The organism is Achromobacter sp. 77, from assembly GCF_020541125.1.
Taxonomy (GTDB): domain Bacteria; phylum Pseudomonadota; class Gammaproteobacteria; order Burkholderiales; family Burkholderiaceae_B; genus Achromobacter; species Achromobacter mucicolens.
Map to the genome: position 1 here is coordinate 1318231 of NZ_CP059848.1, position 12425 is coordinate 1330655.

At 66.1% G+C, this 12425-nt stretch carries 12 protein-coding genes; 8 read left to right on the top strand and 4 right to left on the bottom strand.

The annotated features are described in order from the left end of the window. Nucleotides 1-79 precede the first annotated feature (79 nt). Nucleotides 80-3163: an Rne/Rng family ribonuclease gene (locus H4P35_RS05950; RefSeq protein ID WP_226848408.1), complete on the bottom strand. Its 3084-nt coding sequence runs from the start codon at nt 3161-3163 to the stop codon at nt 80-82. Nucleotides 3164-3687: 524 nt separating this feature from the next. Between H4P35_RS05950 and H4P35_RS05955 the strand changes: the two genes are divergently transcribed. From H4P35_RS05955 to msrQ, 4 genes are all read left to right on the top strand, one after another. Then, entirely contained in the window at nt 3688-4650 is a 963-nt protein-coding gene (locus H4P35_RS05955) for an RluA family pseudouridine synthase (RefSeq protein WP_370638957.1), read from the top strand. A 1-nt stretch (nt 4651) separates the two neighbouring features. Further along, nucleotides 4652-5314, top strand: a complete 663-nt coding sequence (locus H4P35_RS05960; protein WP_180099038.1) for an HAD family hydrolase — start codon at nt 4652-4654, stop codon at nt 5312-5314. A gap of 184 nt (nt 5315-5498) precedes the next feature. Then, nucleotides 5499-6461: a protein-methionine-sulfoxide reductase catalytic subunit MsrP gene (gene msrP / locus H4P35_RS05965; protein ID WP_226848409.1), complete on the top strand. Its 963-nt coding sequence runs from the start codon at nt 5499-5501 to the stop codon at nt 6459-6461. Nucleotides 6462-6471: 10 nt separating this feature from the next. Continuing rightward, nucleotides 6472-7119, top strand: coding sequence for a protein-methionine-sulfoxide reductase heme-binding subunit MsrQ (gene msrQ, locus H4P35_RS05970; protein ID WP_370638958.1), 648 nt, complete (start codon nt 6472-6474; stop codon nt 7117-7119). A gap of 13 nt (nt 7120-7132) precedes the next feature. Here msrQ and H4P35_RS05975 read toward each other — a convergent pair whose 3' ends face one another. The 3 genes from H4P35_RS05975 to H4P35_RS05985 are packed head-to-tail and all read right to left on the bottom strand — an operon-like array spanning nt 7133 to nt 9230. Next, on the bottom strand, nt 7133-7918 hold the full coding sequence (locus H4P35_RS05975) for an N-acetylmuramoyl-L-alanine amidase (RefSeq protein ID WP_226848410.1): 786 nt from the start codon (nt 7916-7918) through the stop codon (nt 7133-7135). Nucleotides 7919-7920: 2 nt separating this feature from the next. After that, the gene (locus H4P35_RS05980; RefSeq protein ID WP_226848411.1) at nt 7921-8631 is read right to left on the bottom strand and encodes an SAM-dependent methyltransferase; all 711 of its coding nucleotides are present in this window, start codon (nt 8629-8631) and stop codon (nt 7921-7923) included. Continuing rightward, nucleotides 8628-9230 (bottom strand): Maf-like protein, encoded by a 603-nt coding sequence (locus H4P35_RS05985; protein ID WP_226848412.1) that lies wholly within the window; start codon nt 9228-9230, stop codon nt 8628-8630. The genes H4P35_RS05980 and H4P35_RS05985 overlap by 4 nt, the downstream gene beginning before the upstream one ends. 72 nt (nt 9231-9302) lie before the next feature. Here H4P35_RS05985 and H4P35_RS05990 point away from each other — a divergent pair, with 72 nt between their 5' ends. Genes H4P35_RS05990 through H4P35_RS06005 form a run of 4 tightly spaced genes read left to right on the top strand, consistent with a single transcriptional unit; the run spans nt 9303 to nt 12358 of the window. Next, nucleotides 9303-10010, top strand: coding sequence for a DUF177 domain-containing protein (locus H4P35_RS05990; RefSeq protein WP_226848413.1), 708 nt, complete (start codon nt 9303-9305; stop codon nt 10008-10010). Nucleotides 10011-10062: 52 nt separating this feature from the next. Beyond that, entirely contained in the window at nt 10063-10245 is a 183-nt protein-coding gene (gene rpmF / locus H4P35_RS05995) for a 50S ribosomal protein L32 (protein WP_006218037.1), read from the top strand. Nucleotides 10246-10304: 59 nt separating this feature from the next. Continuing rightward, nucleotides 10305-11372, top strand: a complete 1068-nt coding sequence (plsX, locus tag H4P35_RS06000) for a phosphate acyltransferase PlsX (RefSeq protein ID WP_056321895.1) — start codon at nt 10305-10307, stop codon at nt 11370-11372. Continuing rightward, a complete protein-coding gene (locus H4P35_RS06005; protein WP_056321898.1) occupies nt 11372-12358 on the top strand; it encodes a beta-ketoacyl-ACP synthase III in 987 nt (328 codons plus the stop codon). The genes plsX and H4P35_RS06005 overlap by 1 nt, the downstream gene beginning before the upstream one ends. Nucleotides 12359-12425 lie beyond the last annotated feature (67 nt).

The window sequence follows — 12425 nt, forward strand, 5'->3', positions numbered from 1 at the left end:
ACACCCCGCAGACCGTTTCCGGTGTGCGGGGTGTTGTGCTTCTCAGGGCCAGGCCCTGGGGGCCTGGCGGTCTAGCGGCTTAGTGGCGCGTTTCGACCTGAACCAGCGGCTCGTTCGAGACGGGCGTCACGGGCTTGCGCTCGCGGCCCAGGCGAGCCGGCGCATACGAGGCGGCAATGCGTTGCTGCGTCTGTGCGTGGCGTTCCGGATCGGTTTCCACCCACTTCAGGCCAGCGGCGTTGACCACGTCGTGCAAGGCCTGCGCCTTGGCGGCGGGGGCAGCGGCGGGCACCACGATGGGCTGCTGCGCGCTGGCCGGAGCCGCCGGCGCGGGGGCCGGCGCGACGGGCGCGGGGGCGGGCGCAGCTGCCGGGGCCGGGACCACCGGCTCGACGGCGGGCGCTTCCACGGGCGCCTGCACCGGCGCGGCGGGGACCGAAGCCTCGCTCGCGGGTTGCACGGCGACCGGCGGGGTCGCTTCGGGAGCCGTCTGGACCGGTTGGGCGGCGGGTTCAGCCGGGGCCTGGGTCAAGGGTTCGACTGCGGGCTCGACTGCAGGCTCTGCGGCGGCCTGGACAGGTTCAGCCTTGGGCGCTTGAACCGGTTCGGCCGGGGCTTGCTCGGGCTGCGCGGCGGTCTGCACGGGCTGGGCCGGCGCTTGAACCTGCTGGGCCGGGGCGGGCGCTGCCTCGGCGGCTGCGGTTTGAACCGGCTCAGCGGCTTGGGCGTCAACGCCTTCGGCCTGCTGCTCGCCAGCGTCTTCGGCGCCGTCTTCCTGCTGCTCGTCGCTGCCGGCCAAGCCAGCTTCGTCCTGGCTGCGGCGGCCACGGCGGCTGCGGCGGCGGCGGCGCTTGCGCTCCGGATCGGCCGCGCCTTCGGCGCCTTCAACGCCCGGGATCGCGTCGGCGGACAGATCGTCGGCGTCAGCGGTGTCCATGGCAGCTTCGGCGGCGGGCTTGGCATCCGACTTGGTGTCGGGCAGCGCGGTGGCGACCGTCTGGGCCAGCGCGGCGACCATGCTTTCCTGTTCGCTCATCGGCGCGTCGGCCTGGCCTTCCTCGCGGCGGTTGCGGCCACGACCACGACGGCGGTTGCGGCCTGCGCCGGTGTCCTCGCCATTGAGCTCAGGGGTTTGTTCAGGACGGGCGGACGCCAGGGCTGCCTGGGTGGCGGCCGGCGTGTCGCGCTCGCCGCGGCCTTCGCCACGGTTGTTGCGTTCGCCGCGTTCGGCGTCCGAGCGGCGATTGCCACGCACGTGGTGACGGCCGCCTTCGGTGGCCTCGGCGCCTTCGCCACGGCCTTCGCCGCGGCGATTGCGGTTGCGGTCGGAACCGTGGCGTTCACCGCGGCGGTCCTGGCCGTCGTGACCGTTACGGCCCTTGCCACGGGCCGGAGCGGCGCGCTTGGCGGTTTCCTCGGCGGCGGCAGGCGCGGGCTTGGCGGGTTCGGAGCCGCCGGTCAGCCAGCCGACCAGCCGCTTGAACAGACCGCCCAGACCGGCGCCTGCTGCGGGCGCGGCAGGTGCTGCGGCCGGCGCTGCGGGCGTGGAGACAGGAGCGGGCTGCGAGGGCGTGATGCCCTTGACCAGGGCTTCCGGGCGCGACTTGATTTCGCTTTCGCGGGGTTGCCAGGGCGCGTCCGTGGCCGGCGCTTCCACCAGTTCGAAGCTGGTCTTCACTTCTTCCAGGCGGGGATCGTCGTGGCGCAGGCGCTCGATGTGGTGGTGCGGCGTTTCCAGATGCTTGTTGGGGATCAGCATCAGGTTGACCTTCAGGCGGGCTTCCATCTTGGTGATGTCGGCGCGCTTTTCGTTCAGCAGGTAGGTGGCCACGTCGACGGGCACCTGGGCGTGGACCGCCGCGGTGTTCTCCTTCATGGCTTCTTCCTGCAGCAGGCGCAGCACGTGCAGGGCGCTGGACTCGGCGTCGCGGATCACGCCGGTGCCGTTGCAGCGCGGGCAGGTGATGTGCGAGCCTTCGTTCAGGGCGGGGCGCAGGCGCTGGCGAGACAGTTCCATCAGGCCAAAGCGCGAGATCTTGCCCATCTGGACGCGGGCACGGTCGAAATGGAGGGCATCACGCAGGCGCTGTTCGACGGCGCGCTGGTTCTTGCTGTCTTCCATGTCGATGAAGTCGATGACGATCAGGCCGCCCAGGTCGCGCAGGCGCAACTGGCGGGCCACTTCGTCAGCCGCTTCCGAGTTGGTGCGCAGCGCGGTTTCCTCGATGTCGGCGCCGCGGGTCGAGCGGGCCGAGTTCACGTCGACGGACACCAGCGCTTCGGTGTGGTCAATGACGATGGCGCCGCCCGAGGGCAGTTGCACGGTGCGCGAGTAGGCCGTCTCGATCTGGTGTTCGATCTGGAAGCGCGAGAAGAGGGGGATGTCGTCACGGTAGCGTTTGACGCGCTGGACGTTGTCCGGCATCACCACGCTCATGAAGGCGGTGGCCTGGTCGGCGATCTCGTCGGTATCGATCAGGATCTCGCCGATTTCCGGCGAGAAGTAATCGCGGATCGCGCGGATGACCAGGCTGGATTCGAGGTAGATCAGGATGGGCGCGGAGTTGTCGCGCGCGGCGCCGTCGATGGCGGTCCAGAGCTGCAGCAGATAGGACAGGTCCCATTGCAGCTCTTCGACGTTGCGGCCGATGCCTGCGGTGCGAGCGATGATGCTCATGCCCTGGGGCAGATCAAGCTGCTCCATCGTGTCGCGCAGTTCCTGGCGGTCCTCACCCTCGACGCGGCGCGAAACACCACCACCGCGGGGGTTGTTGGGCATCAGGACCAGGTAGCGGCCGGCCAGCGAGATGAACGTGGTCAGGGCAGCGCCCTTGTTGCCGCGTTCTTCCTTTTCGACCTGGACGATCAGTTCCTGGCCTTCGCGCAGAGCGTCCTGGATACGGGCGGTGCGGACATCGACGCCTTCCTTGAAGAAGCTGCGGGCAACTTCCTTGAAGGGCAGAAAGCCGTGGCGATCCTCGCCGTAGTTGACGAAGCAAGCTTCGAGGCCGGGTTCGATCCGGGTGATGACACCTTTGTAGATGTTGCCTTTGCGCTGTTCGCGGCCGGCAGTCTCGATGTCAAGGTCGATGAGTTTTTGCCCATCGACGATAGCGACGCGTAATTCTTCCTGATGCGTCGCATTAAACAGCATGCGCTTCATGAGAGGGTTTCTCCGTTGTCATGACGCGCCGATATCGGCGCGTGACCTCGGGCCACTCGGGCTGCGGCTGAAGCGGGCAAGAAGATGCGGACCGTACCTGGGCGGCGCCCAGGCGTATCCGCCGCGGGTCAGGCGGGCACGTCGTGCCGTGGGGCACGGGGTTCTTTCAGCAGGAGGGTCAGCTTCACTGAATGTGGTTTGACGGAGTTGTGCTGGGGAACGGCAGCTGCGGTCGGATTGGTTGCCTACACGCAGCTGGTGCTTTAAATATGCGACGATTCTTGCAGTGCTTCAGAGCCGCTTGCGGCATGCAACGGACCTGCCGGAAAAGCGGGCAAGATGAATGCCACACCACTATTCCACAGGGCTCGGTTGCGCCGGCGACCAAGAGACCCAGGGGTTGAGTGAGCAGGCAGTACAATGGCGGCCCGCGCGCTCGACGGAGTTGCGTGTTGGTTGCATCTCTACGCCAGGCGGCTTGTTCAGCCCCTTTAGGCTGTCCCGATTATATGTCGCTTTCCGCAATGCGCAAAGAAACTTCCTCCCCTGTATCCGCCTCTAAAGCAGCCCCCGCCGTCCGCATGGTCGAAGTGGGCGCCGAGCACGCCGGCCAGCGCCTGGACAACTTCCTCATGCGGCTGTGCAAGGGGGTGCCCAAGACGCATATCTACAAGGCCATCCGGGGCGGCGAAGTGCGCGTCAACAAGGGACGCATCCAGGTCGATTACCGGGTGCAAGAGGGCGATGTGGTCCGCATTCCGCCCTTGCGCCTGCCCGACCCCGGCAAGCCCCGCCCCGTGCCCGCGGCCGAATTCCCCATCGTGTTTGAAGACGATGCGATGCTGGTGGTGGACAAGCCCGCCGGCGTGGCGGTCCACGGGGGCAGCGGCGTGTCGTTCGGCGTGATCGAGCAATTGCGCGCGGCCCGTCCCCAGGCAAAGTTCCTGGAATTGGTGCACCGGCTGGACCGCGAGACCTCCGGGCTGCTGATGGTCGCCAAGAAGCGCAGCGCGCTGTTGGCCCTGCACGCCATGCTGCGCGAGGGCCGGAGCGACAAGCATTACTTCGCGCTGGTCGAGGGCGATTGGGTGAACGATCGCCAGCACATCAAGCTGTCCTTGTCCAAATGGACCACGCAGTCGGGCGAGCGCCGCGTCAAGGTGGACCCGGACGGGCAGACGGCGCACACCATCGTCACGCTCAAGCAACGTTTTGGCGGTTACAGTCTGGTCGACGCCGAGCTGCGCACCGGGCGCACGCACCAGATCCGCGTGCATCTGGCCGCAAGCGGCTTTCCCATCGTCGGCGACGACAAATACGGCAGTGACGACGTGCGGGCGCAATTTGCGCGCCAAGGCTTCAACCGCATGTTCCTGCACGCCCACAGCCTCACCCTTCCTCACCCCCTGACGGGCGAGGTCATGACACTGACCGCCGAGCTGCCGCCTGCTTGCCGGAACATACTGAAATCACTGGAGTCTGCCTGATATGTCGTATTCGCTGGTCGTCTTTGACTGGGATGGCACCCTGATGGATTCCACGCACAGCATCGTGGCCGCCATCCAGGGCGCGTGCCGCGACCTTGAGCTGGCGGTGCCGTCCGCCTCCGAGGCCAGCTGGGTCATCGGCCTTTCCCTCGAAAGCGCATTGCGACGTGCCGTCCCCGAATTGACGCAGGCCATGTTGCCGCGCTTCCTTGAACGCTATCGCACCCACTACCTGCTGCGCGATCCCGAATTGCGCCTGTTCGAGGGCATCAACGAGTTGCTGACCGACCTGGCCAACCAGAACGTGCGGCTGGCGGTCGCGACGGGCAAAAGCCGCGTCGGTCTCACGCGTGCGCTGGCCGCCACCGGCCTGGGCCCCCTTTTTGACGCTACCCGCACCGCCGACGAGACCTTCAGCAAGCCGCATCCGGCCATGTTGCACGAATTGATGCAGGAGCTGGACGTGGATCCGTCGGGGGTCATCATGGTGGGCGATACCTCGCACGATCTGCAGATGGCCTGCAATGCGGGCGTGCACGGTCTGGGCGTTACCTATGGCGCGCATACCTTGAAAGAGCTTCAGGGGTGTGCCCCCCAAGCCGTGCTCGACTCAGTGCCGCTGATGCGTGAATGGCTGATGCCGCGCGTCGTCGCAGGCGGTTAACCGGTTGCAGGCAAGGGGCGGCAGGAACGTCCGCCCGGCAGGCAGGTCTATCCGGAAGGTGCGCCGCGTGTATTGCGTGGGGGTTTCATGTTGCAGGCCGGCGGCGTGGAATAACTTGGTCCCGTCCTTCGTCCATGATTGATGCGGGGCGCGCGCAAGGCGCGCTGCCATACCGGAGATTACGATGCTGATACGCAAGCCCGACGACGTTCTCCCTTCCGAGATCACCTCCGAGGCGGTGTGGCGATCCCGCCGCGACCTGATGCTGCGGGCCGGCGCCGCTGCGGCGGCTGTCGGGTTATCCGGCTGGGCAACGCGCGCCGCGCACGCCCAGGAGGCCGGTGCGCTGCCCGGCAAGCCCAGTCCCGCGTTCAGCGTCATGGACAAGCAGACGTCGCTGTCGGATGTCACGTCGTACAACAATTACTACGAGTTCGGCGTAGATAAGGGTGATCCGGCCAAAAATGCCGGCAAGTTGCAGACGCAGCCGTGGACCGTCAGCGTCGAGGGCGAGGTCGGCAAGCCCCGCACCTTCACCATCGAAGATCTGCTCAAGCTCGCGCCAATGGAAGATCGCGTGTATCGCCTGCGCTGCGTCGAAGGCTGGTCGATGGTCATTCCATGGGTGGGTTATTCCCTGTCCGAAGTGCTCAAGCAGGTGGAGCCTACCGGCAACGCCAAGTATGTCGAGTTCGTCACTGCCGTGCAGCGGGAAAACATGCCCGGCGTGCGTACGGCCATCCTGGACTGGCCCTACGTGGAGGGACTGCGCCTCGATGAGGCCATGCACCCGCTGGCGATGCTGGTCTTCGGGGTTTATGGGCGCGTGCTGCCCAACCAGAATGGTGCGCCGCTGCGGTTGGCGGTGCCCTGGAAGTACGGTTTCAAGTCCGGCAAGTCGCTCGTGAAGATCCGGCTGGTGGAAAAGCCGCCGGTGACTTCGTGGGTGAAGTCCGCGCCCCAAGAATACGGCTTTTACGCCAATGTGAACCCCAACGTCGCGCATCCTCGCTGGAGCCAGGCCACCGAGCGGCGCATCGGCGAGGACGGCCTCTTTAGTCCCAAGCGCAAGACCTTGATGTTCAACGGCTATGGCGACCAGGTGGCATCGCTCTATCAGGGCATGGACCTGAAGGCCAATTATTGAGGGCGCCTCCGTGTCTGTGACGCCCCGCGCGGCCCCGGCTGCGGCTTACCCGAAGGCGCAGCTTTCGGCCCGCACCGTCGGTCGCTTCAAGCCGCTGCTGTTTCTGTTGGGCATCGCGCCCTTCGCCCGCTGGATATGGCTGGGCGTGAACAATGGGCTCACTGCCAATCCGGTGGAATTCCTGACCCGATCCTCGGGGACCTGGGCGCTGGTCTGCCTGCTGGTCACGCTGGCAATCACGCCGCTGCGGCGATTGACGGGCCAGCCCGCGCTGGTGCGCGTGCGGCGCCTGTGCGGGCTGTTCGCGTTCTTCTACGCCGCGCTCCATTTCATGGCCTGGGTATGGTGGGATCGTGGCTTCGATCCGGCGGCAATGGTGCGTGACATCGCCGAACGCCCCTTCATCATGGTGGGATTTTCCGCCTTCGTGTTGATGACGGCCCTGGCTGCAACGTCAACGCAGTGGGCGATGCGCCGGTTGGGAAAACGCTGGCAGACGCTGCATCGGGCCATCTACGCGATTGGCCTGCTGGCGATCTTGCACTACTGGTGGCACAAGGCCGGCAAGAATGACCTGACAGAGCCGGCCATCTACGCCGCCGTGCTGGCGGTGCTACTGGGGTGGCGCCTCGCCGCCTGGTGGCGGCGGCGGGCGTAGGGCGGCAGCGAGGCTACAGGATGGCCAGCATGATGGCCGCGGTTTCCGCGTCGGGCTGGCCGTCGTGCAGGGTAGGGCGGTAGTGCATCTGGAAGGCGGCCAACGTGTTGATCGTGGCACGGTCCAGCACGCCGTCCTGGGGGCACGCGTAGCCTAGCCGCAGAAGCTGCTTCTGAAACCACGCGATGTCCGGAACGCCCTGGACCTGCAGGCGCGCCAGGTGCTCGGCCGCGCCAGCCTCGTTGTACCAGCGTCCTATCCCCGCATCCGCCAGCGACTTCCACGGAAAGAGGGGGCCGGGGTCCACCTTGCGTTGCGGCGCGATATCGCTGTGGCCCACCACGTTTTCCGGTGCGATGTTGTGCCGTTGGACGATGTCGCGCAACAGGATGGTTAGCGCCCGCACCTGGCGGCTGTCATAGGGATGCCAGACGCGCTCGCCGTTGCTCCCCTCGGTCCAGCCGGGATTGACGATCTCGATGCCAATGGACGTGCTGTTCATCGCGATGTTGCCGTACCAGGAGCTGGCCCCGGCGTGCCATGCGGCGCGGTTTTCGTCGACCAGCCGGTACGCGCGACCGTCCAGGTCAATCAGGTAGTGGGCGCTGACTTTGCCTTTTGACAGCAGGCGCAGCGACTCGGCGTCGTCGACCGTGGTGTAGTGCACGACCACGGACCGCACCCGGCTGCTCTGGCTGGCAGCGGTGATGGAGGTGTCCAGATCAAGGCCGGCGGGGCCGCGCGCGGCGCAGCCCGCCAGGAGCGCCGCGGCAAGCAGCGTGCAGGAAAGGCGGATCATGGTCAGCGGGCCAGGTACAGGAACAGCGTGGGCAGCTTGTCCAGCTGGGGCGCGGGCAGCTTTTTCCAGTCGGCCACCGTGTGCGTGACCACCCATTCGTCCGCCGTCGTCATCGAGCGTGCCACGCAGAGCTTGGTGTCGCCCTTCAGGGTGGCGATCAGCGTGGCGAACATCGCGGCATTGCGGTAGGGCGTTTCGATCAGGAGCTGCGTCTGGTTGTGGCGGGCAGAGTGCTGCTCCCAGGCGCGCAATTGCTTGGCGCGCTCGCCGGGGTCCACGGGCGCGTAGCCATGAAAGGCGAAGCGCTGCCCGTCCAGGCCGCTTGCCATGAGACCCAGGAGGATGGAAGAGGGGCCCACCCAAGGCTTGACGGGGATCCCCAGGCGATGGGCCGCGTCCACGACCTTGGCGCCGGGGTCGGCGACGGCCGGGCAGCCCGCCTCGGAAACCAGCCCGATTTCCGCGCCGCGCCTGGCCGGCTCGAGCCATGCCTTGATCTGCGCGGCATCAGCCTTGTCGGTCAGGGTGTGGATGGTGATTTCCTGCAGCGGCCGGGTGGTTCCGACAAGCTTCAGAAAGGCCCGCGCCGTCTTGGCGTTCTCGGCGATATACGTGTCCAGCCGGCCGGCCAGCGCGCGCACGTCCGTGGGCAGCCAGCGCTCGGGTGGGGCTTCGCCCAGGCTGACGGGAATCAGGTGCAGGGCGCCGGTCATGCGGGCGCTCCCGGGGCGTCGAGAGGATCCAGTCCGAAAGTGGCCAGCATGCGCGTCAGCTCGATCAGCGGCAGGCCTATGATGGCGGTGGGATCGTCGCTCTGGATGCTTTCCATCAGAGCAATGCCCAGGCTTTCCGCCTTGGCGCTGCCTGCGGTATCGTAAGGTTCCTCGGCCCGCAGATAGGCGTCGATGGCATGGTCAGGCAGTTGGCGGAACCGGCAGCGGGTAATGACGTCGGCCTTTTCCACCCGGTGGCCATCGGTCACGGCAAGCGCACTGTGAAATTCGACCATCCGGCCCGACAGGGCGCGCAGTTGCGCCTGTGCCCGCGCGAAGTCGCCCGGTTTGCCGATTGGGGTTCCATCCATGGTCGCCACCTGGTCAGAGCCGATCACGATGCTGCCCGGCTGGCTGGTGGCCACCGCCATTGCCTTGGCAACGGACAGGCGCAGCGCCAGTGCCTCGGGGGTTTCGCCGGATTGTGGCGTTTCGTCTACATCAGGGGAAATCGCGGTGAAGGGCAGGCGCAGGCGCGACAACAGTTCTTTGCGGTATCGCGAGCTGGACGCGAGGATCAGGCTAGGCTTTGAGGGCATGCGGCATTTGACGGTAATACGTAAGTCACAGTATTATCTAACGTTTTGCGGCATTTTTGCAGGAACATCAACATGACACCGAAGGGAAAGCCTGGCGACTTGGGTCGCCGCGCGGACGGATCGGCCGGTGCTGGTGTGAATGCAGCACCGGCGGACAAAGCTCTGGAAGCCGCGCCCGTGGAAACCGGTGTAAAGCGCATCGACGCCTTTGCCTTTGCTCGACTGGGCAAGAGCGCGCAGGGCGCCATCGCCTTGGTGCGGCTTGGCCGCGTGGTTGACGGCTTGCCCGAGCAACCGCGGGGCGAAGCCGGGCTTGTGACCTGGTCCGTGCAAGGCGAAGAAGGCAAGACCGGCTTGCTGTTGGGCCAGCCGATTTTGCGCCTGCATGTGCGGGCGAATCCGGTGGTGATGTGCCAGCGGTGCAATGTGCCGTTTGCCTATCCGGTGGACAGCGAAGTCGTGCTGCAACTGGTCAAATCCGAAGACGACCTCGACGACGATCATTCCTTTGCCGATCACGGCGACGATGACGACGACGAGGGCGACGAAGGCGTAGGAAGGGATTCTGTGGCCCACCTGCCTGAAAAGGTGGTGGGTTCGCATCATTTTGATCTGTTGGCCCAGATCGAAGATGAGCTCATTCTGAGCATTCCGTATGTGCCCAAGCATGATGTATGCCCGGGCGCGCAGGCCAAGGCCAGCGAAGCTCCTGAAGAGGAGCCCGCTGTCAAGCGTCCGTCGCCGTTTGCGGTGCTGGAACAACTGAAGCACAAAGATTGAGATCAACATCGGGCCGCATCGCGTACAATGCGCCCCGTTTCTAGGAGTCATCATGGCCGTTCAACAAAACAAGAAGTCCCCCTCCAAGCGCGGTATGCACCGTTCGCACGATTTTCTGGTGGCCCCGTCGACCGCCATCGAACCCAACACCGGTGAAACGCACCTGCGTCACCACATCAGCCCCAACGGCTTCTATCGTGGCCGCAAGGTCCTGAAGACCAAGGCCGACGAATAAGGCCCCCGGGCCGAACTCGTACTCGGACCATTTCGGCTGAGCGCTGATACCTGGCACCCGTGATACGCATCGCCATAGACTGTATGGGCGGAGACTTCGGTCTGCCCGTCACGATTCCGGCTGCGATCGAGTTCGCCCGGCAATTTCCGGACACCCGGCTATTGTTGGTCGGGCTTCCCGACGCCATCGAAGCGGCGCTCGCCGAGCACCGCAACGTGGCGCGCGATCGCATTGAGATCGTGGCGGCTTCCGAAGTCGTCACCATGGACGACCCGGTCGAGGTCGCCCTGCGCCGCAAAAAAGACTCCTCCATGCGCCTCGCTGCCCAGTCCGTCAAGGATGGGCGGGCGGACGCCTGCGTTTCCGCGGGCAACACCGGCGCCTGGATGGCCATTTCCCGTTATGTGCTCAAGACGCTGGACGGCATTGACCGCCCGGCGATCGCCACGTCCATTCCGAACCAGACGGGCCGCGCCACCACGGTGCTGGACCTTGGCGCGAACGTGGACTGCACGGCCGAGCACCTGCTGCAATTCGCCATCATGGGCGCCGCGCTGTCGCAGGCGGTGGACCATCGCGACAACCCCACCGTGGGTTTGCTGAACATTGGCGAAGAAGTCATCAAGGGCAACGAAGTCGTCAAGGAAGCCGCCGAGCTTCTGCGCGGCAGCCCGCTGAACTTCTACGGCAACGTCGAAGGCAATGACATCTTCAAGGGCACGGTCGACGTCGTCGTCTGCGACGGCTTTGTCGGCAACGTCGTGCTCAAGTCCGTCGAAGGACTGGCGAAGATGCTGTCCAGCATCATTCGCGAAGAGTTCAAGCGCAATCTGATCACGCTGATCGCCGGCGCGGTGGCCAAGCCTGTGCTGAACCGCCTGCGCAACCGCGTGGACAACCGCCGCTACAACGGCGCAGCCTTGCTGGGCTTGCGTGGCGTGGTCATCAAGAGCCACGGTTCCGCGGACGTTTACGCCTTCGGTTTTGCCTTGCAACGCGCCCGCGAAGCCGTAGTGAGTAAACTGCTGGAGCGCACCGCGCAGACGGTCGCTCAAATTACCAAGCGCGTTCAATCCGGCGATCGCCCCTCGGCGGCGTCGCCCAACGTGGCTGGGGATACCGCTTGATGGATACCGCAATGAAATACTCCGTGATCGCGGGCACCGGCAGCTTCCTGCCGGAACGCGTGGTTTCGAATGACGAACTGGCTGCGGAACTGGCGACGCGCGACATCGCCACCTCGGACGAATGGATTGTCGAGCGCACGGGCATCCGTCAGCGCCATCTGGCCGAGCGTGGGGTGACCACCAGCCAGCTGGCCACCGAGGCCTCGCGCCGCGCGCTGGCCGATGCGGGCGTCGACGCTTCCGAAATCGACCTCGTCATCGTGGCCACGTCCACCCCCGATTTCGTGTTCCCCAGCACGGCTTGTCTGGTGCAGGCCAACCTCGGCGCCAAGGGCTCGGCCGCGTTCGACGTGCAGGCTGTGTGCAGCGGCTTCGTCTACGCGCTCACCACCGCTGACAGCTTCATCCGCGCGGGCCGCGCGCGCTGCGCGCTGGTGATCGGCGCCGAAGTGTTCTCGCGCATCCTCGACTGGAACGACCGCAGCACCTGCGTGCTGTTCGGCGACGGCGCAGGCGCCGTGGTGCTCAAGGCGTCCGACAAGCCCGGCATCATGGCCGCGCAACTGCATGCCGACGGCAGCCAGATGAAGATCCTGAGCGCGGCCGGCAACGTCGCTTATGGCGACGTCACGGGCGATCCTTTCCTGCGCATGGACGGCCAGGCCGTCTTCAAGCAAGCCGTCACCGTCCTGGACCGCTCCGCACGCGACACCTGCGCCGAAGCCGGCGTCACCGTTGCCGACGTCGATTGGCTGATCCCGCATCAGGCCAACGTGCGCATTCTGAATTTCCTTGCCCGCAAGCTGGACGTGCCGGTCGAGAAGGTCGTCATCACCGTCGACAGTCACGCCAACACGTCCGCGGCCAGCGTGCCGCTCGCGCTCGATGCCGCGCGCCGCGACGGCCGCGTCAAGCCGGGCCAGCTCATCCTGATGCAAGGCGTCGGCGGCGGATTCACCTGGGGCTCGGTACTGGCCCGCATGTAAGGGCGTGCCCGGGCTGCGGCGGCATGTGTGCCGCCGGCGGCCTGAGAGCGCGCCTGGCATCCCACAC